The organism is Arenibacter antarcticus, from assembly GCF_041320605.1.
GTDB lineage: Bacteria > Bacteroidota > Bacteroidia > Flavobacteriales > Flavobacteriaceae > Arenibacter > Arenibacter antarcticus.
This window is the reverse complement of the sequence record NZ_CP166679.1, coordinates 2,323,832-2,350,705: the sequence shown is the minus strand read 5'-3', so window position 1 is coordinate 2,350,705 and position 26,874 is coordinate 2,323,832. Positions and strand designations below refer to the sequence as shown.

16 protein-coding genes are annotated in these 26,874 nt (G+C 37.7%); 11 read left to right on the top strand and 5 right to left on the bottom strand.

The features are described 5' to 3' along the window. Nucleotide 1: 1 nt before the first annotated feature. Genes KCTC52924_RS09550 through KCTC52924_RS09540 form a run of 3 tightly spaced genes read right to left on the bottom strand, consistent with a single transcriptional unit; the run spans nt 2 to nt 5,213 of the window. Nucleotides 2-1,738: an AraC family transcriptional regulator gene (locus KCTC52924_RS09550; protein ID WP_251808004.1), complete on the bottom strand. Its 1,737-nt coding sequence runs from the start codon at nt 1,736-1,738 to the stop codon at nt 2-4. Further along, on the bottom strand, nt 1,738-3,033 hold the full coding sequence (locus KCTC52924_RS09545) for an HlyD family secretion protein (RefSeq protein WP_251808003.1): 1,296 nt from the start codon (nt 3,031-3,033) through the stop codon (nt 1,738-1,740). Before KCTC52924_RS09545 ends, KCTC52924_RS09550 begins: the two co-directional genes overlap by 1 nt. Nucleotides 3,034-3,038: 5 nt before the next feature. Beyond that, the gene (locus KCTC52924_RS09540; RefSeq protein ID WP_251808002.1) at nt 3,039-5,213 is read right to left on the bottom strand and encodes a peptidase domain-containing ABC transporter; all 2,175 of its coding nucleotides are present in this window, start codon (nt 5,211-5,213) and stop codon (nt 3,039-3,041) included. A gap of 808 nt (nt 5,214-6,021) precedes the next feature. Between KCTC52924_RS09540 and KCTC52924_RS09535 the strand changes: the two genes are divergently transcribed. After that, nucleotides 6,022-6,852 carry an alpha/beta fold hydrolase gene (locus KCTC52924_RS09535; RefSeq protein ID WP_251808001.1) on the top strand — a complete coding sequence of 277 codons (831 nt, stop codon included), beginning with the start codon at nt 6,022-6,024 and terminating at the stop codon, nt 6,850-6,852. Nucleotides 6,853-6,992: 140 nt separating this feature from the next. Here KCTC52924_RS09535 and KCTC52924_RS09530 read toward each other — a convergent pair whose 3' ends face one another. Continuing rightward, a complete protein-coding gene (locus KCTC52924_RS09530) occupies nt 6,993-9,977 on the bottom strand; it encodes a DNA polymerase III subunit alpha (RefSeq protein ID WP_251808000.1) in 2,985 nt (994 codons plus the stop codon). Continuing rightward, a complete protein-coding gene (dinB, locus tag KCTC52924_RS09525; protein WP_251807999.1) occupies nt 9,977-11,191 on the bottom strand; it encodes a DNA polymerase IV in 1,215 nt (404 codons plus the stop codon). Before dinB ends, KCTC52924_RS09530 begins: the two co-directional genes overlap by 1 nt. A gap of 331 nt (nt 11,192-11,522) precedes the next feature. On the opposite strand from dinB, the gene KCTC52924_RS09520 reads away from it, so the two are divergent. The 10 genes from KCTC52924_RS09520 to KCTC52924_RS09475 all read left to right on the top strand — a co-directional run bounded on the left by KCTC52924_RS09520 (nt 11,523) and on the right by KCTC52924_RS09475 (nt 26,826). Continuing rightward, the gene (locus KCTC52924_RS09520; RefSeq protein ID WP_251807998.1) at nt 11,523-12,266 is read left to right on the top strand and encodes an SOS response-associated peptidase; all 744 of its coding nucleotides are present in this window, start codon (nt 11,523-11,525) and stop codon (nt 12,264-12,266) included. Between the two features lie 252 nt (nt 12,267-12,518). Continuing rightward, the gene (locus KCTC52924_RS09515) at nt 12,519-13,067 is read left to right on the top strand and encodes an RNA polymerase sigma-70 factor (RefSeq protein WP_251807997.1); all 549 of its coding nucleotides are present in this window, start codon (nt 12,519-12,521) and stop codon (nt 13,065-13,067) included. Nucleotides 13,068-13,119: 52 nt separating this feature from the next. After that, on the top strand, nt 13,120-14,265 hold the full coding sequence (locus KCTC52924_RS09510) for a FecR family protein (RefSeq protein ID WP_251807996.1): 1,146 nt from the start codon (nt 13,120-13,122) through the stop codon (nt 14,263-14,265). Nucleotides 14,266-14,414: 149 nt separating this feature from the next. Beyond that, nucleotides 14,415-17,792 (top strand): TonB-dependent receptor, encoded by a 3,378-nt coding sequence (locus KCTC52924_RS09505; RefSeq protein WP_251807995.1) that lies wholly within the window; start codon nt 14,415-14,417, stop codon nt 17,790-17,792. 30 nt (nt 17,793-17,822) lie between these two features. After that, a complete protein-coding gene (locus KCTC52924_RS09500) occupies nt 17,823-19,466 on the top strand; it encodes a RagB/SusD family nutrient uptake outer membrane protein (protein ID WP_251807994.1) in 1,644 nt (547 codons plus the stop codon). Between the two features lie 31 nt (nt 19,467-19,497). Further along, nucleotides 19,498-20,421: a sugar phosphate isomerase/epimerase gene (locus KCTC52924_RS09495; protein WP_251807993.1), complete on the top strand. Its 924-nt coding sequence runs from the start codon at nt 19,498-19,500 to the stop codon at nt 20,419-20,421. Between the two features lie 7 nt (nt 20,422-20,428). Next, nucleotides 20,429-21,724, top strand: coding sequence for a Gfo/Idh/MocA family protein (locus KCTC52924_RS09490; RefSeq protein WP_251807992.1), 1,296 nt, complete (start codon nt 20,429-20,431; stop codon nt 21,722-21,724). 16 nt (nt 21,725-21,740) lie between these two features. After that, on the top strand, nt 21,741-22,871 hold the full coding sequence (locus tag KCTC52924_RS09485; RefSeq protein ID WP_251807991.1) for a metallophosphoesterase: 1,131 nt from the start codon (nt 21,741-21,743) through the stop codon (nt 22,869-22,871). Between the two features lie 188 nt (nt 22,872-23,059). Continuing rightward, nucleotides 23,060-25,276: a sulfatase-like hydrolase/transferase gene (locus KCTC52924_RS09480; protein WP_251807990.1), complete on the top strand. Its 2,217-nt coding sequence runs from the start codon at nt 23,060-23,062 to the stop codon at nt 25,274-25,276. Next, nucleotides 25,273-26,826, top strand: a complete 1,554-nt coding sequence (locus KCTC52924_RS09475) for a sulfatase (protein ID WP_251807989.1) — start codon at nt 25,273-25,275, stop codon at nt 26,824-26,826. The genes KCTC52924_RS09480 and KCTC52924_RS09475 overlap by 4 nt, the downstream gene beginning before the upstream one ends. Nucleotides 26,827-26,874 lie beyond the last annotated feature (48 nt).

The window sequence follows — 26,874 nt, the reverse complement described above, 5'->3', positions numbered from 1 at the left end:
TTTATAAATGACGTGCATTTTCTCGATTTTTTAATTCTTTTAATAATTTGGAAGGATATATCCCGGTCCTTGAATAAAAAGCTTTAGAAAATGATTCCCCGGTTTTGAATCCAAAGGTCTCTGCCAATCCTTGATAGTTGAATTTCAATAATTCTGGGTCTTTAGAAAGTCTTTCTATCGCGATAGAAATTTTTAAATCTTTGATATATTTAGGGAAACTCATTCCTTTATAATGATTGATAATCGTTGACAAATAAGAAGTGTTGGTGTCCATCTCCAGTGCCAATTGGGCCATATCCAAATCTTTTTTTAAATAGAGATCCGACTTCTCAAACGCATCTAATTTCAACAACAATTCATTCCGTATTTCTTTGGGAACAGATTCGGGATGGGTTCCCACTTCTTTAGAAAAGGTTTTAAGCGGACTGGTACCGTCGAGCATTCGTTTTACTTTCAGTTTCGTAGTTCGGGCCCTAATGTAGAAATAGGGGGCCATAAGTACCCCAACTCCTGCGACTACCCCTAATATCACAATCCATATACTTTTAGCTTTGAGCTCTTCCTCTACTTTCCTTTTCTGGAATTTAAGATAAGGGATGTCGTAAGCAACAGTCGCCTGCTCTATAACCCCTCTATGTTCTGAAGTAATCAAACTATCGTAATAAATCAACTTTTCAATTGATTCTATTTCCCGTTGCTGATTTCCTTGAAGTCCGTAGTGAAGAATTAATTGCTGATAAACATCTTTAACTTTATCAAATGGTCTTTTCGTCCTCTCTACAATTGAATCAATTTGCTGGAAATAGGTAATGGCCAATGCATCGTTTCCTGTATTTTGAGCAATTTTACCGAGGTAATAGAATTTCACCGCTTTACTATTCCCTTCTAATTCATCTGTATATTTTATAAGGGAGTCCTTGGCTTTTTGAAAATTATTTTCATAATAATCCAACTGGGCGCCAACTAAAATTAAATCACGATACTCCAAGGAGTCATTTTCTGAAATCGCTTTTCCGATACCCATTGTCAAATAATAACGAGCAGAATCTAATTGAGATAACCTTAGGTGTGCGAGAGAAAGATTGTGCATTAACATGATATAATCCTTATAATTGCTGTATTTGTAATCCTTCTCCTTTTGTAATAATTTTAATGATCTTGTATAAATATCGGCAGCGGCATGCGGTTGCCCGTTTAAATTTCTAATTGCAGCTATAGCCATAGAGCTGGTAAGTTGATCGGTGAAATTTTTCTTTTCCACGGCAAGATTATACGCTATTATATAATTCTGCAGCGCTCGCTGATAATCACCTTTATCATAATAAATTATAGCTTTAAGAATATAGCCGAAGGTAGGATGCTCTGGATGGTTACTATATTTGGTCGCTAAAATTATGGAGTCCGAATAATTTATTGCAATTTCTGGCACCTCTGTAATTGTGCGATAATAATACCCATTAACCATCTCCAAAGGATTGGCCTCAAGCTTGGCCTTACGAATATGTATATCAGTTAATTTGCGGAGTTTGTTTAGGTCAATATTTTCAAACGCCTCATCCTCCAAGTCCATTATATAATCATAAGGTTGATTAAAAATGTGATTGACATCCAACTTAATGGTGTCCTTTAGAGATGGTGCTTCTTGAGCAAAGGAATTGGTAATCAGAAAAGACAATATCACGCCCCTGATAACTAAGCCTAGGTCTTTTGATCGATATTTATTGGAATTCTTAACCATCACCCTATGTTTTCCCAAAGTTCCCTAAACTGGTAAAAAATCCGTTGTATAAGAGAAACTTCGGCTAATATAATTTTGGCGTTGCCGTGCATTTCTTGCTTAAATTCCAAAGTTTTTCCATAAGAAGTAATCAAGTCGTCCACTTGTACATACACAACATAACCTTGGTTTTCGCCAACTTTAGGAACTTCCGAAATTGTTTTTACTTTTCCTTTCAGTGAACCCCATTCTCTATAAGGATAATTATCCAATTTTATGATAACGTGCTGACCTTGCTTTATCTTACCAGAATTGTAAATAGGTACTTGACACCTTCCCAATAACTTTTGCTTATCCATAGGAACGATAGTAAAAATCACTTGCCCTTCCTCTATATTCTGGTGTTTGGCCCAAACATCTAAAAAAGAAACACGACCAGAAATAGGACTTCTTAATAAGTACATGTCCTCCCATTCTTTTAATACAGCCAATAATTCCTGTTTTTCAGATTCCAATTTAGACGTGTGGGCGCTGTTATTTTTGCTCTTAGAATTTTGAAACAATAAAAGATTGTTCTTTAGCCAGGATTGTTCTATTTGGAGTTGGGATAATTCTTGAATTAGATTCGAAAATTGCCTTTGAACGTTTAAATAAAGTTTTTCGGTCCGCTCCAATTCCTGCAGAGATATCACTCCTTTTTCAAATAACCCATTATAGCGTTCATAATCAGTTCTGGAAATCTCTAGGTCCCGTTGAAGCACTTGAATTTCATATCGCTTATTCTCTATTGTATTGTTCTGACCTTGATATCGCTGTTCAAGCTCAGACTCTTTCAGTTCTTCATCATTTAGATTCTGATACAATAATAAATCACGATAGGCATTTAAAAAATCGTTGTAAAGGGGTCTAATTTGATTCCCAAGGTTTAAATGAGTAGGGAACTGATTTTTAAAAAGCTCAAAATCTAGAAATTTCGGCTGTTCTGAAGTTAGCTTCTGTTTCAGCTTCATTATATGCTGTACATTTCCCGTGTTTTCCAAAACCCCTAAAATATCTCCTTTGGAAACAATATCATTTGGACTGTTATTAATATCAAGGATTCTTCCGATTTGTTTAGCCCTTAAATGTACCGGTGGATCTTCTGTTGTCAATACCAAAGATGTATTTATACTTTCATTATAGGAGAAAAGGGAAGCAAACATCATGACCATAACGAAAAAAACGAACACCATAGCTATTCCCCTTCTTATCATCCATGTGGGTTTCCTTTTTATATAGGCATTTTCTTCGTAAGGATAATTATCTCTATCTTCCATAGCGCTCACAGTTGATTTGAAATGAGATCATAATACCTTCCTTTTCTTTTCAACAATTCATGATGATGACCCTGTTCCACAATCCTCCCTTTATCCATAACCAAGATTTGATCTGCATTGCGGACCGTGGATAGTCGATGGGCGACAAGGATTACAGTTTTACCGGAATAGAATGATTTTAAGTTCTTTGTAATCATCATTTCGCTTTTGGCGTCAAGAGCACTTGTAGCCTCATCAAAGAAAAGATAATCCGGGTTATTATAGATTGCCCTAGCAATCAACATGCGCTGTTTCTCACCTCCACTAAGAGTATTGCCCCAATGCCCTATTCTGGTATTATAACCTAAGGGAAGATTCTCGACCAATTCGGTAAGATTGGCCATTTGCACAGCTTCTCGCAAAAGTTTTCGATTAGTAGGCCGATTGGAATTTGATTCAGTAATATTTCGCTCCAAAGTATCATTGAACAACATACTATCCTGGAGGACTGCGCCACAATGCGCTATCCATATTTTTGGACTTACATATTTTAAATTCTCCTTTCCAATAAGGATATTACCATTGTTAGGCTGATAAATTTTGAGGAGAATTTTTAAAAGTGTAGTTTTTCCGGAGCCACTGGGACCCACGATAGCTGTAACTCTATTTTTAGGTATAGTAGCATGTATATTGTGCAATACCTTCTGGGCGGTTCTTTCCCCATATCGGAAATCCAGACCGGTAATAATAATATCACCAAGTTCCAAAGCAGAGGTATCTCCATGGGACATTATATCCAATTCCTGGGAATGGATTTCGGATAATCGTTTTAGGGAAAGTGTTGCCCGTTGCAATCCGACAATAAAATCCAGCGTATTTGCAATAGGAATGGAAAGACTGCCTACAATAAATTGAATGGCCAACATGGCACCGAGTGTAATCTCCCCATAAACTACAGCTTTGGCCGACCAAAAAATAATTAATATGTTGGTCATTTCATTAAAAAGAGATCCTCCCTTTAACTGGACCTGATCTGCCCTGAGAATCTTAATTTTCAGGCTATATAATCTAATCTGCAACTTCTTCCATTCCAATTTTCGTCGTCTTTCAGATCCGTTCAGCCTTATTTCTCGCACCGCGGTAATCATTTGTAGCAACAAGGATTGCTCTCTTCGGTTCAAGTTAAAGAGCTGATGATCCAATAGAGCTTTTCTTTTTAAGTAAAGTAAGGTCCAACCCATAAAAAGCGAAGTACCTATAAGAAAAATCACTAAAATCTCTATATCGAAGTATCCCAGAACAACTGCAAATACCAAAATGCTGAACAAATCAAAAATAATGGAAAGAGAGCGCCCTCCTAAAAATTCATCTATACGATGATGGTCATAAATTCGTTGCATAAAATCCCCTGTAGATTTGGAATCAAAATAAGCAATTGGCAACAACAATATTTTATCCAAGAAATCCGATACCATCGAAATATTTATTTGGGTAGACATATGCAGCAATAACCAATCACGGATAATTTCGGATGCCAATATTGTAAGAAAAAGAAAGATTTGGGCGATTACGATCAAATGGATAAAATTGAGATTTCCATAGTCAATACCATAATCAACAAGGCTCTGGGTTAAAAAAGGTAGTAACAACTGAATTATTGAGGCCAGAAAAATCCCCAGAAATAATTGTCCGATATAATCTTTAAAAGGTAAAAGATACCTTTTCAGAAATGCAATGCCGCTATAGGATACATTTTCATCATTGAATTCCTTGAAAATGTGTGTTGGTTCTGCTAATAAGAGAATCCCCTTTCCATTTTTGGAAGCCCATTTCTCCATAAATTCTGTATATCCGTACCTGGCCAGTCCTATTGCGGGATCAGAAACATATATGGACTTTTTGGTCGTTTTGTAAACCACCAGAAAATGATTGTTTTCCCAGTGTGCAACAGCTGGCAGAGGAACATCGTTCACTAACTCTTTTAAATTAGTCCGTATTCCAATGGCATCCAACCCAATCGTTACCATAGCATCGGAAAGTCCGGACATGGACACTCCTTCATTTTCTAAACTTGAGATTCTTCTCAGATAATCCAGCCTAAGCTCCCTACCGTAATGTTTGGCGATAATTTTAAGACAAGTGGGACCGCAATCCATCTGATCGAGCTGGCGATAATTCGGAAATGTTGTGAACGCAAACATTTTTTATCTTTCAGTTACACCAGTATAAAACAACTTAAAAACCATTTTGGAATAGATAATTTTCCCTATGGTTTTAAATGAAGGCCAATTGATTTTAAGTGAACTACATCACAAAAAACACAAGAAAATCATTTTGATTTACAAAGGATAAACTCCTCTTAAATCCATTTGCAATTAAAAGCTATGGGGGTGCTTAATAACTTGTTTTAGAAAATGCTGAAACAAAATACATGACTGGAACATTGTCATTAAAAAATGGAATAAAAGTGGTCTTAAACCATTTTTGAACCATAAGGAGCTAATTAAATGCAGTTTAAGTTGCATCTATCATTTTAAAAAGATACGAAAAATGTAGAACAAATTTGAATTTTCTTCAAAATGTAAATTTTCATGTCTCACTAGAGCTAATTTTTTCGAATACTAATCTTTTTGTGATAGCTTTTTAATGTTTAGGATTAACAGCAGCTTCAATATGCGACTATTTTAGAAGATAAATTTGAGAAACAGCCGTAACGAATATTAAGTACCCTTCAGTAATGACAATTTTACATTATTTATTTCAGTTGCTGACACAATCAATAAAAGTGAAATGACCCTGTGGAAGTTACAATAGGGTACGAAGCCAAGCATAGCAGAAAGCGATAGCAAAAGCACGCAAATATGCCGGCCTGGTCAGGGGAACATGATAGCTTAATGCAATATGGTTGACCATGACTTGCGGGTTCAACATGATACACAGGTCGATTCGGTGCAGTAATTTTATTCTATAGGGATAATCTCGATAGAATTTTAACCTAAAACAAAGCAAATGCCTTTTATAACAAATACCAACGCAAAAGAACAAGTCGATATATTTTATGAGGACTATGGCGAAGGCCAACCTGTGATTCTGATTCACGGCTGGCCCCTGAGTCACAAGTCATGGGAACAACAAGTTTGGAAAATCGTAGAAGAAGGATTTCGTTGTATTGCCTATGACAGAAGAGGATTCGGAACTTCCTCGTCGCCATGGGGGCCGTATGACTACTCGGCCTTGGCGAGCGACCTTAATTCTATAATTAAGGAATTGGATTTAAAGGATTGCGTTTTAGTAGGCTTTTCCATGGGGGGTGGCGAAGTAGTTCGCTATCTGACCAATTTCGGAACCGACCGCATTGCGAAAGTTGCATTGATAAGTTCGATAATTCCCTTGGTCAAGAAGAAAGATGACAATCCCGATGGTGTACCGCAGGACGCTTTAAACGGAATTATTGATAACCTGCAATCCGACCGGGTGGGCTTTTTGAAAGAATTCAGTAAAGGATTCTACAACTTCGAGGATAATAAGGACAAGGTGAGTCAAGCCCAACTAGATTACGATTTTATTGTGGCTTCTTTCGCCTCCCCAAGAGCGACCATTGAAACAGCATTGGCCTGGATGGATACCGATTTTAGACCAGAACTCAAAAACGTAAACGTACCAACGCTCATTGTACATGGCGATGCGGACCAAACCGTACCGATAAAAACTTCTGGCAAGCAGGCAGCGGAGGGTATTACAGACAATCGTTATGAGGTTATCGAAGGTGCCCCGCACGGACTGAACGTTACCCATGCCGATGAACTGAACGAGATTTTGATTTCGTTCTTAAAGGAATAATGATAGGTCTTTTGTAATATGAAAAACCTCTCCATCGGAGGTTTTTCTTTGTTTTTAAATAAGAAAAATATGAAATACCGAGTGAACTAATACGGCCACTTTCAGAAAAACACAAAGTTCCTAGGTATCTCGATACTAAACTAAATATTCTTTTGGGTTTTTTGTTCTTCAGAATATCGAGGGTCTGGAATTACAGGTACCCTATAAAGCTCTTCCGTGGTAATTGCATAATACCCTAAATCTTCTGTGACCATACCTTTGATCCAATATATCCCAATTCCTTTCAGAGCGTATTTGGCCCTAATTTTAGGAAATTGTACGCTGTCAAAACATATTCCTTCTAGATCCAAAAATGTGGAAAATGCCATATGGTCTCCCTTGGACGTCTTCGTGGTTTTAGAGGTAACAAGTTTTCCCACAATAGTAATCCTTTTGCCCACATTGTGCTTAAAATCCTTTTCCAAGGTTATGGGATATTTGCCAGGGCGGATCAATGAAAAATTATTTTGCAGTGTAAATCCCATTAATTCCAGATTGTCATAGGCATCTATAATTGAATCGCCCTTTAACACGGGTAAATTGTAATTTATTCTTTTAGGTTTAAACAACTGTGGTTGTGGGCTCTTGCTTCTGATAGAATTTTCATCCATATGGGCGTTCCACATCAATCTTTGTTTGTTCGGTTCAAAGAGTCTAAATGCGTTGATGCGTATCAATAACATAAGTTGCTCCAGACCTATTCTACAACGCTCTAAAAAATCATTGAAATCTTTAAAATCCCCGTACAATTGTCGTTCATTTAAGATCCGTTGGATACATCTGTGCTCAAGATTCTTCACAATGCCAAATCCCAGATAAACAGTTTTACCTTTTATGGTATTGCCATGATCACTATGGTTGATGCATGGGTTTTCGACCATTCCTCCACAGCGTAATATTTCATTGATATAAGTATCGTAGTTATAAAAACCGCCGCCGTTATTGAGAACGGAGGTCATAAATTCCAACGGGAAATATTTTTTTAAATATAAGCTTTGATAACTTTCTACCGCATAAGAAGCAGAATGGCCTTTGGCAAAAGCATATCCTGCAAACGCTTTTATCTGGTCCCAGACCTCTACTATCACCTTAGGTTCATATCCCTTATCCTTACAGTTCTCATAGAATTTTTTTTCCAAGGCATCAAACTGCTCCTTGCTCCTACCTTTTCCACTCATCCCTCTTCGCAATACATCCGCTTCCGCAAGGCTAAGGCCAGCAAAATAATGCGCTACCTTAAGCACATCCTCTTGATAGACCATTACTCCATAGGTATCTGCCATAATCGCTAAAAGCACGGGATGGGCCTCTGTCCTTTTCTCCGGAAAACGATGTCTTTCTATATAGGCATTCTTCATCCCACCATTGGTCACCCCTGGTCTAATAATAGAGCTCGCTGCTACCAGCCCTAGATAACCCTGTGTTTGTAAGCGCGTCATCAAAGTGCGCATAGCTGGGGATTCTACATAAAAAACACCCATGCAATCCCCCGTTTTTAATAAATTATTTATGGCAGGATCGTTTTTAAAAAAATCCGTATCATTTAGATCCTTTAATTTGGCATTTGGCTGGTTCGTCCTTACCAGTTCTATTGCATCCTTAATTTTAGAAAGTCCACGTTGGGCCAAGATATCAAATTTGAATATTCCTACCTTCTCCGCAATATGCATATCTATCTGTAAGGTCTGAAATCCTTTTGGGGGCATAAAAGTCGCACAATAGGCCTGTACGGGCTGTTTGGTGATGACTATCCCCCCTGAATGCACACTCAGGTAATTTGGAAAACCATGGATCAGCTGTCCATATTTCGCGACCAACTTAAAATAATGGTCGTTCTTACTATGCAGATTATTTCCTTTTAGAAAATCATCTATCTCCGCTTTCGGCAACCCAAATACTTTCCCCAATTCCCGTACCACCGCTCGATACTGAAAAGTAACATACGTTCCCATTAGGGCGGTATAGGGAAAACGTTCAAAAATATAGCGGGTAACGTCGTCCCTGTCCTTCCAAGAAAAATCAATGTCAAAGTCTGGCGGGGAAGAACGATACGAATTGATAAAGCGTTCGAAATAAAGATCCAGTTCTATCGGATCAACATTGGTGATACCAAGTATATAGGCCACTACGCTATTGGCACCGCTTCCCCTACCTATATAGGGGTAATCATTTTTAATAGCGTATTGTAGAATATCATAATTAATAAGGAAATAGGATACAAAATCCATTTGTTGAATGGCGTCCAACTCTCGTTTTATTCGATCGGTTATTTGTTTGGTCAAAACTTTATACCTTGTATGCTTTCGCTCGTTTACCAAGGCAAGCAATAAGTCGAAATCTTCCCCGCTGGAATCTAAATAGGTGGTTTGGTTTTGATTTTCCCGCTCTTCATCAAAATTGAACCTAACGGAACATTGTCCCATCACTCGTTTGGTATTATCCAAAATACCCTCAAAACCTTCAAATAATTCATAAAGCTCAGAAATGGGGTACATCCTATCCTTTTTACTTCCCTGCTCCGATTCCGGTAGCTTGCTCAAGACGATGTTATGATCTACACATCTTAAAAGCCTATGAATGTTCATATGGGTTTGTTTACAAAACGTTACAGGCTGTAACAAAACCAATTTATTTCTAAATTCTTTCAAACGCGAAAACTTCAGTTTGTTCAGCTCCGCTACAGAAATACCTATATACCAATCCGGGGCGAAACTCTCCATTTCATATTCCAACACTTTTTCAAATGGAATTATACTGATCACATTCTGAAATGAGGGCGGCACCTCTGGGAATTTGGTGCCCGTATGAAGGTGTTTTGTCAGAAACTGGTTCAGTTCCAAAAAGCCTCCATTGTTCTTTGCCAAACTTACATAACAGCGGTCATTAACATTGCGGACATCGGCACCCACTATAGGTCTTATTCCATACATAGGCGCTTCTTTTATAAATTCCAAACAGGCAGAAGTACTGTTGATATCGGTCAATGCCATTTCATTGACGCCATTCAGCTTCGCAAGTTCCAATAATTGTGAAACAGAGAGCACCCCATAGCGTAGGGAATAATAGGAGTGGCAATTGATGTACATTACTGATTTCTATGGGCCAAGAGAACGGGAGGCTCCCCATCAAAGGGGTTCCTACCCGATATTACGGATTTCACATCCAAGGTCGAAGCTTTCATAATACTTCCTGCCCCAAAACGATTACGTATTTTATCTAAGGATCTATACAATTCTAGAATCTTCTCATTGTCATCAAAAAGGTCGATCTGGTAATGCCCTCCAACAAGATGGGAAAATTTTACCCCGATCAACCGGACTAAAATTCTTCGCCCATACAATTTATTAAATAGTTCCATCACGGTGGGCAGCAATATATGATCGGCACTTGTATAAGGAATCCGTATTTGCTTATTATAGGTCTGAAAATCAGAATACCTGATTTTTATCGAGACACATCCTGTCATTTTATCTCCCAACCGCAATTGATAGGCTAGAGTGTCTACCATGGCGGTAAGGGTGTCACGAAGTTTCTGCACATCTATAGTGTCCAGGTTAAAAGTTCGCTCATTGCTTATGGATTTTCGCTCGCAATAAGGGATTACTGGACAATTATCTATTCCATTGGCACGGTTCCAAATAGTACGCCCATTTTTTCCCAATACTGTCATCAGCATTTCTACTGGCATATCTTGAATTAATTTTACCCGGTCTATACCCATATGAATCAAAGTTTGGGCGGAGGCTTTCCCTATCATAGGAATCTTTCTAATTGCCAAAGGCGCTAAAAATTGCTTTTCATAGCCATAGTCGATTTTCAACTGATTATTGGGCTTCGCTTCACCGGTAGCCACTTTACTTACAATTTTGTTCTGTGACAGGCCAAATGAAATAGGCAGTCCTGACTCTTTAATGATACGTTTGCGCAGCTCTATAGCAAACTTATAATTGCCAAAAAATCGGTCCATCCCCGTTAGATCTACATAAAACTCATCTACACTTGTTTTTTCGAACAAAGGAACCGTATCTCGTATGATATCGGTAATAAGGTTCGAATGTTTCATATAGGTACCGGCATTGCCCCTGATTACAATTGCTTCCGGACACAGTTGTTTTGCCATCTGCATGGACATACCCGAACGCACGCCAAAACGTCGAGTCTCATAACTACAGGCAGCCACCACTCCCCGCTGTCCCGTACCGCCTACCATTACAGGCTTTTTAAGCAGTTCGCTATGGAGCAACCGTTCTACGGAAACAAAAAAGGTATCGAGATCCAGATGCAAAATTGACTTGTTCATTGTACAAAACTATGGAATATTTCCATTTTATTGGAAAATATCCATAGTTAAAGATATCAACAATCAATTTCAGGGGTGAAATAAATAAGGACATAATTAGGAAGTAAGTACTCCTTAAGATATATCGCGTTGTACTTCAAGGCTATGGCACCACTTCAGACAACCACTTTAAGAATCCATAACTATCCATCTTGTATAAAATTTGGATTCAGTGGCTAATTTTTTCTAGGCACAAAATCCTGATCTACGGATATTTTTTAAAAACACTAATTTAGTTCACTGAATCCCCACCATAAAAGTTAAATTCTTAAATTAGAGGAAAACTAGAATTATGTGTTTCGGTACCAGGGTAACGACTTCCATAAAAGACTTGCAAAAATTCTATAATGTATCCAAGCTGGTCGGTAAAACCCCCGTTGAGGATGAGTTGGTATATTACCATGCCAATGGGTGGGCCCATCCGCTACTATGGATTGTTCCCCAAGAAAGAAATGATCACATTACTCCTTCCATGTGGGGCGTAATGCCTGTAAGCGAAATGGGGGCCGACTACCAGAAGTATTATAAGGATGCCGCACGATTTGGGGCAGGATTAAATGCGCGCTCCGAAAAGCTCTTTGATCATTTTATTTATAAGCACAGTGCCTTTACCAAACGCTGTATCATTCCCGTAGATGGTTTTTTTGAGCCCCATACCGCACCAAAAAAATTTAAGGTCCCTTTTTATTTCGAGCGAAGGAATAAAGAATTGATCAGTCTCGCTGGAATCTACACTACAACAAAGGATGGATATAACACCTTTACCATCCTAACCAAGGAGGCCACTCCCCTCTTTGAAAAAATACACAACACCAAAAAAAGACGTCCCGTAATATTAAAGGATGAGGATGTAGAAACTTGGTTGAATTCTGACCTTTCTGAAAAAGAAATTCAAGAAGTGATAAAGCATGATATGGGTGATACCGACCTCCACGCCTACCCCATCAGCAAAGATTTATACAGTCCACAGATAGACTCTAACAGACCGGATATAATTAAAGAAGTAAAGTACAAGGAATTAGAGATTGAGTATTGATCTGATTGGAAATCCTGCTTCTATCTGGGAACGATTTAAGAAAAATGTTTCTACACTAATACACCGCTAAATTCCCTTATGCTTTTACATATTTAGAATTTCAATGAATTTGTACATGTGCAACCAGTTAGCAAAGTCTATTTTCTTAGAATTGTTTACAATATGTATTTATTTGTACTTTAGAGGTTCAAATATTTCAAAATCCTGAAATCACAAAGCCCTAATATCGACTCATCCATCTTTAGCAATGAATTGCGAAAGGGAGATATTAAGGCCTATGAAACCTTGTTTCGCCTTTACTATGACAAACTTCTACATATCGCAAAAGGTTATCTCGGAAACCTGGAAGATGCTGAGGGAATCGTACAAAATGTCTTTATAAAGGTATGGGAACGGAAGAGTGAATTCGGTAAAATCAAAAGTATCAATAACTACCTTTATACCATGACCAAGAACTCCTGCTTGGATCACATAAAGCATCTAAAAGTCAAAGAATCTTTTTCAAAAACTTTTTATAATGAAAAGACTGCAATAAATTATCAGTTCATTAAAGATGAAGCAGCCGCCACAATTCTGGAGGAAGAACTGGAGTTGAGGATTAACCTTGCAATTGAATTACTTCCTGAAAAATGTAAAAAAGTCTTTATAAAAAGTAGGATAGAGGGGATGAAACATGCTGATATTGCTAAAACCCTGAACATATCTAAACGAACCGTGGATAACCATATTTCCAATGCTCTTAAGCATATGAAGTTCCATTTAAAAGAGTTTCTAACACTATTTTTTATAACTTTTTTATAATTGTTTTAGGTACACCTTCTATTTGAATCGTCTATATAGTATAAGACATACTATGGAACGTGATCAAATATTGAAATATATACAGGAAAATACTTCTCCTCAAGAAACTCGTGAGATAGAAAAGTGGATCCGGTCATCAAAAGAGAATACCCAAAAGTTCAATATCCTAAAAGCTAGATATTTAGCTACTACATTTGAAGAAACTTCCAAAATCATAAATATTGGAAAAAGTTTAGAGGAATATAAAAGGGTATTAGATCAGGACACCATAGCCAAACGTAAGAGAATCTGGGTCGAAACTCTTAAGTACGCTGCAATGATAGTGGTGGTTTTTGGTTTGGCAACCATATATCAAGTAAATACTTCGGACACCAGTCCTATCGTTTCCATTCCAGAAAATACCATTACACTTAAGCTAGAAAATGGCGATATAAAGACAATAGATGACGATGGTACTACACGGGTTGTAGACTCCCATGGTAATATTGTAGGGACCCAGCATGGGAATCGAATAATATATAATAATGAATCGCGTGTCGAAAAGTTGATCTATAACATATTAACAGTTCCTTATGGAAAACGATTCGATATCATACTTTCAGATAGTACCCGTATATTTTTAAATGCAGGCAGTTCTCTTAAATATCCCATAAAATTTATCAAGGGTCAAAATAGAGAAGTATATCTCTCCGGAGAAGCTTTTTTCGAGGTAGCCAAAAATGAAAACCCTTTCATTGTTAATACTAATGAATTGGATATAATGGTTTTGGGCACATCATTCAATGTTACCTCCTATCCAGAGGACAACACTACAAATACAGTACTGGTTGAGGGGTCTGTTGCCCTATACCAAGATGAAGATCAGGACTCTAATAGGAAGACACTCCTAACTCCGGGACATTTAGCTTCGTTGAACAAGACAAATATGGAAATCACTATAGAGAAGAGCGAGACCTTCTTATTCACCGCATGGAAAAATGGCAACATTGTATTCAGGCATACCACTTTTAATGAAATTATTAAAAAACTAGAAAGACATTATGATATCACTATAATAAACAACAACAAGGTCTTAGGCCAGGAATTATTTACGGCCAGCTTCGAAAATCCATCACTGGAACATGTACTTAATACTTTCGAGGATAATTACGGGATAGAATATATTATTGACAATAAAAAAATTACAATTAATCCTTAAAGTTAGATTTAATATGATTTAAACTTAAATATGAAAATTTCACAGAGCATATCTTTTTTTACAAATCCTATTAAAATTGGGAAATGTGTCAGCATTTCCCGATTTACGATTTGACTAAATTATTTAACCACCTAAAAACCACAAAAATAATGAAAAAACCAATTATTAAAAGACAGCATATTCCTTTTCAGATGTGCTTAGATTTAAAGATGAAAATTACCGCTCTCATTTTGATCATTTCAGTGTTTCAAATGAATGCCAATTCTTCCTATGGCCAAAATGCAAAAGTCACCTTAAACTTTAACAATGTTAGTTTAGAGAAAGTCTTAAATAGGATTGAGGTGATAACCGATTATAAGTTTGTATATAAAGACAAAGAGGTTGATTATAGAAAATCCGTATCCGTTAATGTATCAGATAAATGGTTATCGGAAGTATTGGATGATCTTTTTTCAGAATCAAATATCGAATATAAAATGTATGAAAAGCAGATTATTCTACGAGCGCAAATAGAGCCTCAACCAAAGCCAAATGAAAAATCTATTATACTAGACAAAGCACAATTTGAAATAAGTGGGATGGTGATAGATTACGATGGCACTCCACTACCAGGTGCGAATGTGATTGAAAAAGGCACAACAAACGGAGTTACGACTGATTTTGATGGGAATTTTACTTTAATGGTTAAAAGCGAAAAAGCATCACTAACAGTTTCTTATATCGGATTCGCGACAAAAGAAGTTGTACTAAACGGGCAGAGTAATCTTACTATTACATTGGAAGAGAGTGCAGCAACCTTGGATGAGATTGTAGTAGTAGGGTATGGAACTCAGAAAAAAAGTTCCGTAACAGCTTCTATATCAACTTTAAAAGGCGATATGGTATCCGACAATCCTGTAGCGAATATAAATAACAGTATTGCTGGAAGAGTTTCGGGAGTACTTGCGTTTCAGCCTAGTGGAGAACCAGGAGCAGATGCTGCAGAAATTAGGGTAAGAGGTCTTGGAACAATTGGTTCTAATTCTGGAGCATTAACTATTGTTGACGGAGTTCCACGGAGCTATTCCCAAATTGACCCCAATGAAATAGAAAGTATTACAGTCTTAAAGGATGCGGCTGCGGTTGCCCCTTATGGCTTGGCCGGTGCTAATGGTGTGGTTGTTATAACCACTAAAAGAGGTAAAGAGGGAAAAATCAATTTCAATTACAATACATGGTTCGGTATCCAGCGACCCACTCGGTATCCAAAATACTTGGATTCTTATGACTTTGCCACTGCACTGAATGTGGCCAGTAAAAACGCTGGATTAGATCCAGCTTATAGCGAGGAAGAACTTCAAAAGTATAAAAATGGTAGTGATCCTGATCATTATCCGAATCACGACTGGGTCAAAGAAGTAATTGATTTTAATGCACCGATGTTAAACCACAATCTAACTTTTTCAGGTGGTTCTGACAAAATTCGGTTTTTTAGCTCACTGGGTTATCTGTATCAACAAGGTTCCGTAAAAACAATTAATTTCTCAAGATATAATCTAGCGTCCAACATTGATTTTGACGCAACTAACTCAACATTAATCTCATTCAATATCAAAGGTAGTTTAGAAGTGACTGAAAATCCCGGATCTGTAAACGGAGCAGGCATATATACACAAGCAACCAAGCAACCTCCATTGTTCCTAGATCAATTATCCTTTAGCAATGGTTTACCGGGAAATAAACTATTACCTTCCATTTACGATAGTGGCTACAACAACGACAAAAAAAATACCCTATACACACAGTTATCCATAGAGCAACAGATTCCAGCAGTTCCTGGATTAAGTTTAAAAGGAGTAATATCATATGACAAAGGATATACCTTAAACAAACAGTGGGAAACACCATATGTTTTTTATGCCTTAGATAGTAATGACGAGTTTATTGAAAGAAATGGAGGTGTTACATCACCAAGACTAAGTCAGTCTTTTCGCGAGAGGATAAACACAACCATTCAAGGCTATATTACCTATAACAACAGATTTGGAAAGCATGGTATTGATGCTCTATTTGTTGCTGAGCAAAGAAATGGGGATGGAATAGATTTTTCTGCCTCTCGAATCAATTATCAGGTCGACCTTGATGAGCTCTCGATGGGAAGTTCTTCTAAGAATGATTTTGATAATAATGGGTCTTCAAAAAGCAACAAGCAATTGGGCTTGGTATATCGGCTTGCCTATGATTATTCCCAAAAATATCTTGCTGAATTCTCCGGACGATATGATGGTCATTATTATTTCGCTCCAAACAACCGATATGCCTTTTTCCCCGCGGTATCTCTAGGTTGGAGGTTGTCCGAAGAGTCTTTTATTAAGGACAACGTTTCCTGGATCAATAGTCTTAAACTACGTGGTTCCTATGGGAAATCGGGCAACCTAGCAGGAGGGCCCTTTCAATATTTAAGTTCATTTGATCTTGTTAACAGCTATGTATTTGGTGGTTCTCAAGTACAGGGTGCGGTGGAGCGCAAGGAACCGAACGTAAATATTACTTGGGAAGTAGCCAACAAGATCAATGTGGGGCTGGAAGGAACATTTCTAGCGGGTCGATTAGGTTTTGAACTTGATTTTTTCAAGGAAAAACGATCAAATATGTTGGTTTCCCCAAATTCAGTAGTCCCTTTGGAATATGGAATAGGGATTTCTCAAATTAATGCAGGAGTTATGGAAAATAAAGGATTTGATTTTTCCTTAACCTCACAAAATAGCTTTTCAAATGACCTTAGAGTCGATTTTGGTCTGAATCTTTCTTACGCTAAGAATAAATTGATACAGACATTTGAGAATGAATCCACCCTGAACAATCCAAATAGAAGTAGAACTGGAAGACCACTTGACACACAATTTGGACTTAGGGCAATAGGCCTTTTCCAGTCTCAGGAAGAAATTGATGCCTCTGCTACCCAATTTGGTCAGTTACAGCCAGGAGATATAAAATACGAAGACATTAATAATGATGGAAAAATCAACAACGACGACGAAGTTGTTATTGGAGACTCTGCTTTCCCCCAAATCATTTATGGTATTACAGGCAATTTAAAATGGAAGAACTTTGACCTAGGCATGCTATGGCAAGGTGCTGCAAAGAATAATTTCCTTCTAACCAACGAAGCCGCAAACCCATTTTTTAATGGTGCAAAAATTTTCGAGGATCAGTTGGATTATTGGACCCCAGAGAATAGGGACGCCAAATACCCCATCATTTTACCATCGCCCAGCGCTAATAGCACTAAAGCTTCCTCTTGGTGGATACGGGATGGAAGTTACCTTCGACTGAAGAATTTAGAATTAGGGTTTAATCTTCCAATAGACGTATTGGAAAAGATGAAAATGCAATCATTAAGAATTTTCCTTTCGGGACAAAATCTCTTAACATTTTCATCGGAAGATTATCTTGACCCAGAGATAGGAGTCAGTGGCGGCAGTAAAAGGGCGAGGTATTATTTCCAGCAAAAGGTTTTTTCTTTAGGTCTTAATATTGGCTTTTAATTCATTTAATAAACATAAAAACATACAATTATGAAACCATTATATACTCCGTTTTTGATTGCTATATCCTTAACAATACTTTCATGTAGCGACGAAATGATAGACGTACAGCCCACCGATCAATTAAGCGATGGTACATTGTGGAGCAGTGCAGATAATGCAGGACTTTTCTTGAACGATATTTACAATAGTTTGAATCCAGGACCAGAGTCTTCAATTTGGACAAATGTACCATCAGAAATCAGCAATGATCCCCTTGATAATTTCTCAGATAATAGCGTAAGCGGGAATATAGCAGGTATTCCTTCCTACGAAAATTTCGCATTGGGTACTTATGGACCATCAACGCCAATATTCAATAGGCATTGGAGAAATATGTATGAAAATATCCGTAAATGCAATTTATTAATTGTCAATGTGCAAAAGGCGGACTTTAAGGAAGATTCAAAGAACTCCCTGATTGCTCAAGCAAGGTTTTTACGTGCGTACTATTATAAATCCCTTGTGGATCTATACGGCGGTGTTCCACTGATTCTAAAGCCATTAAATCGTAATACCGATGGCGATGAAATATTTACGGCCAGAAATACTTATGAAGAATGTGTTTCTTTTATACAGACTGAATGCGAAGAAGCATCAATAAACCTGCCCTTGACCGTTTCATCCGAAAATATTGGACGCGCTACAAAAGGTGCTGCCTGGGCCTTAAAGGGAGAGTTGGAACTTTATGCTGGAAAATGGCAGGATGCTGCTTCCACCAACTTAAAAATAATGGAGTCCAGTGCAGGTTACGACCTTTATCCTGATTACGAAAAACTGTTTCATATAGCCAATGAGAACAATGAAGAAATAATATTTGATGTGCAGTATGAGGCAGAAATAAAGGGAACAATAAAAGAAAAGTATTGGAATCCGATCCACGTGGCAGATGGTAATGGATGGGGAGCCGTTAATCCTACGCAGGATCTTATAGATAGCTATGAGTTTCTTGATGGCAAAACGGAAGCAGAAGGTTCTGCATTATTCGATCCCTCCAACCCATATAAAAACCGTAGCCAAAGATTCTATGGATCTATAATTTATGATGGCTCAACTTGGAAAGATGACATTATTTATACGAGGTTAGGCATTCCAAATAATAGGAATGAGATAGATGTTCCAGGTAAGGGCGGCAAAACTCGCTCTGGATACTTCCTTCGAAAACTAATAGACCCCTCAATTGTTCCAGGAAATAGCAGTGGATCAAATGCAATAATTTGGCGATATGCAGAAGTGCTGCTCAATTATGCCGAAGCAAAAAATGAAGTCTCCGGTCCGGATCCAAGCATCTATGATGTAGTAAATAAAGTAAGACAAAGAGCAGGGTTGCCCAACCTTCCCGTTGGTCTTTCCCAATCCGAGCTTAGAGAGCGAATCCGGAGAGAAAGAAGAGTAGAACTTGCATTTGAGGGGAAACGATTGTTCGATTTATGGAGATGGAAAATCGCAGATGATGTGTTTAACAAACCACTTCAAGGGATGAAGATTTCAGAAGACGGAGGGAACTTGGTCTATGAAAAAATAAATATAGGTGGCGGAGATATCCTTTTTGATGCCACAAAAAATTATCTAATGCCTATTCCTGAAAATGTGATATCATCAAATTCAAAAATCTCGCAAAATTCAGGCTATTAAAACTATTGTCATAGATAAAAACGACGCCTAGATGCGAAAAAAAATAACAAGAAAGGAATGGGGACATCTAACTCTAAGTGGTTTAGCATTACTTTTTGTGCCATTAGACTGTTTAGCAATGAGTAGTCCCTATTTACTTTCCAAAGATGAAAAGGACATCGTTCTTGGGGTTCAAACCTATAGCTTCCGTGACCGATCCTTAGATAAAGCCATTCAGGGAATGAAGGAATTAGGGATTAAAAGCTGTGAGTTATGGGAAGGCCATGTAGAGCCTCTAGAATTTATGTGGAAACGTAATTCAACACCAGAAGAAACCAAATTTAAAAAAGATGGATTGGCAAAATGGCGTTCCACTGTTACTATGGATGAAATCAAATCTATACGAGATAAAATTAATAATGCAGGAATAAATATCCAGGCCTACAACGGATCCTTTAAAGACAATGTCACAGATAACGATTTAGATTTGATTTTTAGAATAGCTAAGAATCTGGGAACTGATACCCTGACTACATCGGCCACGGTAGCTGTGATGAAACGTGTAGATAAATTTGCCCAAAAGTATAGAATAAAGGTAGGTATGCACAACCATTCGCACGTTGAAAATCCCAATGAATTTGCGACGCCTAAAAGCTTTACGGAAGGAATGAAAGGCAATTCAGAATATATCCGGATAAACCTCGATATCGGACATTTTACTGCTTCCAATTACGATCCAGTTGAATTTATACGCCAAAATCATAAGAAGATAGTATGTATCCATATTAGAGATCGAAAAAAAAATCAAGGCCCTTCTGTTCCATTTGGAGAAGGGGACACCCCTATCAAAGAAGTATTGAAATTGATACGAGACAATCAATGGTCCATTCCTGCCAATATTGAATATGGCTATGATGGAAATGACACAATGATCGAGATGAAACATAGTGTAAGCTACTGTAAAACGAACAGATAAACCATCTATGCAAAATAAAAAAAACACCACTGAAGGCAGAAGAAAATTTATTTATCAGACCGCTGCCTTGGCTTCTTTTACCATAGTTCCGAGCTATGTATTGGCACTCAATGAAAAGGCTCCAAATAATAGGATTAACTTAGGTTTTATTGGGGCTGGCAGACAGGCATTGAATTTGCAAAAATCCTTTTTACAAACCCAAGAAATTCAAATTGTAGCAGTAAGTGACGTATATCGTTCCAAAATGCAACACTTTATATTCGAACTGGACGCATGGCATACAACAAATCAAAGTAATTTTAAACAAGATTGTGTCGCCCATGAAGACTTTATGGAGCTATTAGATCGTAAGGACATTGATGGGGTTGTAATTGCCAGTCCGGATCATTGGCATGCGTCAATGGCTGTAAGAGCGGCTGAAGCCGGTAAAGATATTTATTGTGAAAAGCCGCTGTCCCTTACCATTTCCGAAGGTTGTGCCATGGTAAATGCAACTCGTAAGAATAAAAGAATATTTCAAACCGGGAGTATGCAACGATCATGGCCCGAATTTAGGCAGACAGTAGAGTTGATCAAGAATGGTTATATTGGTGACATTCAGTCAATAAAAGTGAACGTTGGCGGTTCACCAAAACCTTATGATCTGCCCCAAGAAACAATTCCCTATGATCTTAATTGGGACTTATGGTTAGGACCCAATGAATTCGTTCATTATAACCATCAACTTAATCCTGCTATCGGGGATGATTTATGGGCACAATGGCGTTATTATAAAGGACTTGGAGGAGGCGACATGACGGATTGGGGGACGCATATGTTCGATATCGTCCAATGGGCACTGGATAAAGATGATAGTGGCCCTATTGAAATAATACCGCCTGATGGGAGCAACTACCCCCATTTGACTTTTAATTATGGCGACGGAATCGTAGTGACCCGTGAGGATTTTGGTAAAAATCACGCTATACAGTTCAAAGGAACCGAAGGCTCCATAGAAGTACAACGACACAAGTTGGTGACCTTTCCCGAATCGCTATCAACCGAATCTATAAAAGAAAATGAAAACAAGGTCTATTATAGCGATAACCATTATAAGGATTTTCTAGATGCAATGAGATCACGTAAAAAACCAATCGCCGATGTTGAAACAGGGCATCGCAGTGCCACAATATGTAATCTCGGCAATATAGCTTGTGAACTTAGGAGACCATTATATTGGAATCCCAAAAAGGAAAAATTCAAACGGGATTCAGAAGCAAATAAATTGCGTTCCCGCAAAATGAAACCCGAGTGGAGTGTATAAAATAAACAGATTCAAAATGAGAATACTTTGTATTGATTTCAAAAAAGCAATAGTGCTGTTTAAGAGAAATTTCCAAAACTGGAATTTCCCTACATTAGCTCTTATTTGTTGTCTTTCTGGATTATCCGTTTCTGCACAAGACAACTATGAGCCACCGCACTTGAGCTCCCCGGATTCTTGGTCGATTATTTTACTTCCTGATCCGCAAACGTATGTGAAATTTGGAAGGAATCAACCTTTGTTAGAATTAATGACCACTTGGATCAGGGAGAATATAAATACATTAAACATTAAAATGGTACTCTGTACAGGAGATTTAGTAGAGCAGAACGAAAAAATAAATCCCAACGGCATTTCTTCTAATCAATCTAGCAAAGCGCAATGGGAGTCCGTCTCACATGCTTTTGGACGCTTAGATGGATTGGTGCCCTACATTACTGCCTGTGGCAACCATGATTACGGATATGTAAATATTGAAAATCGGAAATCTAACTTCATGAATTATTTTCCAGTAGATAAAAATTTTAAGAATCAAGAGATATTACGCGAAGTAGGATTAAATGCCGAGAATGTCCCTACTCTAGAAAATGCAGTATTCGAATTCGAATCACCACAGGGAAGGAAATTTTTATTCGTTTCCCTAGAATTTGCTCCCAGAGACACCATAGTGGAATGGGCAAAAGAGGTAACCAGTATGGAGAAATACAAAGACCATACCGTTGCGCTTCTCACCCATTCATATCTGAACCCCAAAAACGAACACATCGTCAAAGAACACTATAAAATTGAAGATTGTAACTATGGTGCAGCTTTGTTCGATAAATTAGTAAAGCCTTCTAAAAATATCCAAATGGTATTTGCTGGTCATATAGGTCGACCCAATGACCCCAAATCTCACGTAGCATTCCGTACGGACAGGAATGCAGGAAATAAAAAAGTACAGCAGTTGGTTTTCAACGCCCAGGCTTTGGGAGGGGGATGGATGGGAAATGGTGGCGACGGATGGCTTAGAATCCTAGAATTTTTGCCAGATAATAAGACCGTAAAGGTCAAAACATTCTCGCCTCTATTTGGAATATCTCCAACCACCCAAAAATATGCATGGCGCTCGGAATCCTATGATGAGTTTAGTTTTGAGCTTGATTAAACTTTCATTGTCCATCGTGAAATTTATCAAGTCCGATCAATCCTATTGTCTCAATGAGATAATTGCTCTTTCCATCGGGGCCAACATAATTATCTGGAATAGAATATCAATTATTAAAAATCTAATCCCAACAATGATATTTAGTGACCATATTTCTTAAACATTAATTGAACTAAATCCTCACAAATATGAACCGATCAATCATTATGGCCATTATGTTAATGGTTCAACCTAGTTTAATCACACTATATGCCCAAATCGATAACCAAAGACCTAATATCATTCTAATTATGGTTGACGATCTTGGCTATGGCGATCTTGGGAGTTACGGACAAAAAATGATCCACACTCCAAATCTTGATAAGATGGCGGAGCGCGGGATGAAATTCACCAATTACTATTCCGGCTCTACTGTTTGTGCTCCATCAAGAGAAGCACTTTTAACAGGCATGCATACCGGGCATACTTTTATAAGAGGTAATTTTTTAACAGATGAAATGGCGGACCCCGCCTTACCGACTGAAAAGAAGACCATCGCAGAAATCCTCAAGAACAATGGATATAAGACCGGACTCATCGGAAAATGGGGGTTAGGGGAACCAGGAAAGGGACCAAAATCTCAGGGATTTGATTATTCTTATGGTTATCTTGATCAAATTAACGCACACAACTACTATCCTCCCTTCCTTTTCGAAAATGAAAAAAAGATTTTACTAGATGAGAACGAAGATGGAAGACAAGGAACTTACAGCCATGATCTTTTTATTGATAAAACAAAGGATTTTATTGATGGACAACAGGCTGAGCGACCATTCTTTCTCTATTTGCCCTATACCATGCCACATGGAAAGCATGTAATACCTGATAATTCACTTTACGCAAATCAAGATTGGCCAGAAAAATTTAAGAATTATGCCGCAATGATATCTCGTTTAGATAAAGACGTGAAGGGCATAATCGATCATTTAAAAGAAAAGAATTTAGATGAAAACACCATAATATTCTTTACAAGCGACAATGGGGCCAATCCAGAATTTGGTAAATTCTTCAATAGTAATGGAGGTTTCAGAGGTGCAAAACGTGATATGTACGAAGGAGGCATCCGCGTTCCATTGATAGCCTATTGGCCACAAAAAATTAAAGGCGGCCAAGTATCTGATGAAATTCTTGCCGCATGGGACTTTATGCCTACGATTGCTGAAATTTCGTCGGTTTCAATTAAAGAACCTATTGATGGAATTTCGTTTTACAATACCCTATTCGGTACAGGAGTACAATTTCCACATCCTTATCTATATTGGGAAAATTACACTTATAATTATAGTTGGGACAAACCCAACAACGCTTTACCAAGGAATTGGCTAAGCAGTAGGGCAATAAGAATGGGAAAATGGAAGGCAGTATCTACTCACACCCCAGATAGCAAAAATGAAACTATAGAGCTCTACAACTTACTGCTGGACCGCCAAGAAAAACATAATGTGGCAGAACAGCACCCCGATATACTTTTGGACATAAAAAATATATTCGAGACTGCTTCTACAAAGAATGCTCCCTATTTCCCATATCAATTGCATACTTATGATATAAAATCTTCAAAGCAGCTTAAGGATTTTTTTAGATATTCTCCAGTAAAGAAACCAATCGTGAGTGCACATAGGGGCGGACCTCGACAAGGTTTCCCGGAAAATTGCATCGCCACCTTTAATAATACGCTGTTGCACACCCCCGCAATTTTGGAAATCGACCCCCATTACACCAAGGATGGAGAAATCATACTAATGCACGATCCAACTCTGGATAGGACAACCAATGGGTCGGGAAAAGTTTCTGATTATACCTTGTCGGAGTTGAAAAAACTGAGATTGAAGGATACAGAAGGGGAATTGACCAACTATCAGATCCCTACCTTGGATGAAGCACTTATATGGGCCAAAGGCAAGACGATCCTTGTATTAGATCAAAAAGATGTTCCAATTGAAATGCGAATTCAGAAAATAGTGGAAAACAATGCCGAAGCCAATGCCATTGTTATAGCATATTCCTTAGAAGATATTAAAAAAGCTTACCAGCTAAACAATAATATTGTAATGGAAGTTATGATGGGGAAAAAAAGTAATATTAAGGACTTAGATGAAAGTGGGGTTCCGTGGCAGAACGTTATTGGTTTCATTAGCCATGATCTACCTCCCAATAAAGAAATTATAGAATTACTTCATGAACGGGGAACCATGTCCATCCAAGGTAGTTCCAGGAACATCGATAAACAATTCGCTACAGGAAAAATAGATAAAGTCCAGTTGATTAATGGGTATTTGAATATTCTTGGAAGCGGGATAGATATTATTGAGGTCGATTTAGGAATAGAGGCGGGAGAAGCCTTGAAAAATATAAATAAGCCATGAGTTTAAATTATTTGACAAACAAAAATCCTATCAAAATCCATGTTATCAAAACGGATTTGAAACCATATAAGACAATTTACTTTTTAATATTCTCACTCTTAACGATAATCAGTTGTGGAAGTAAAATAGATAAAAATAATCCTGATTTTAATACCAGAAAAAAAGAACTCAACGCAATGGATGATAGGCCAAATATCCTTTGGATCATCGCAGATGATCTAGGCCCCGATCTAAATTGTTTTGGAGAATCCCTGGTTTACACTCCCAATCTGGATAAGCTCGCTTCTGAAGGCGTAAAATATTTGAATACGTATACTGTGGCAGCCGTGTGCTCGGTAAGTAGATCAACCTTAATTACGGGCATGTACCCCGGAAGTATTGGTTCTCAGCAACACAGGACCAGATACAAAGCCTCCTTGCCAAATGGGGTCAAACCTATCACAGAATATTTTAAGGATGCTGGCTATTTCGTTACCAACAAGGGTAAAACAGATTACAATTTTATCCATGATAAAAAAGACTTATATCATGGAACCGATTGGAAGGAAAGAAAAAAAGGGCAGCCATTTTTCTCCCAAATTCAAATTCCCATACCACATCGCCCATTTAAAAAAGACACTTCCCATCCCATTGACCCTAATACTATAAAATTGCCACTTTATTATCCAAATAAGCTAATGGTAAGACAGGATTGGGCAATGTATCTAGAGACAGTGCAACTAATGGATCAAAAAGTAGGTGAAATCCTCAATCGATTGGAAGCTGAGGGACTTTCAGATAACACAGTGGTATTCTTTTTCGGGGACCAAGGCAGGCCTCATGTAAGGGAGAAACAGTTTTTATACGATGGTGGTCTTCATACGCCCTTAATTGTTAAATGGCCAGGAAAAATTGAACCAGGTACAAGTAACAGTAATCTTGTTAGCAATGTAGATATTGCTCCAACGACTTTAAATATCGCCAATATAGAATTCAAAAATAACATTCAAGGCCGTGATTTTCTAGCCCAAAACGCCCTGCCCAGAAAATATATTTTTGGGATGAGGGACAGAAGGGATGAGACGGTCGATCGAATAAGAATGGTGCGTAGCAATGATTTTAAATATATAAGAAATTACTATCCGGAACTCCCATACACTCAATTTAATGCTTATAAGAAGTATGAATATCCAATACTGACGCTCATGCAGATTATGTACAAAGATAGCTTGCTTACAAAAGAGCAAGCTAGATTTATGAAGAATAAAAGAGCTAGCGAAGAGCTTTACGATTTGAAGAATGACCCCAATGAATTATTTAACATAATCAACGACAAACGTTATGAAAAAGAAAAAAAGCTATTGAGCAATGAATTAGAAAAATGGATAGGGAAAACAGATAAAGGGCAATACCCCGAAGATTCGAACGAAATTGAGTATGCAAAAAATATGATGACCGAACTATTTAAAAATCAAATGGAATCCAGAGGTTTAAACCCCAATATTTCAGACGAACTATATTTAGAATATTGGAGAGATTATTTAAAAGCCCAGTTTGAGCCTGTAAATTAAATTAATCCTTATAGATAAAAATTGGGATCATATATTACAATAAAATCC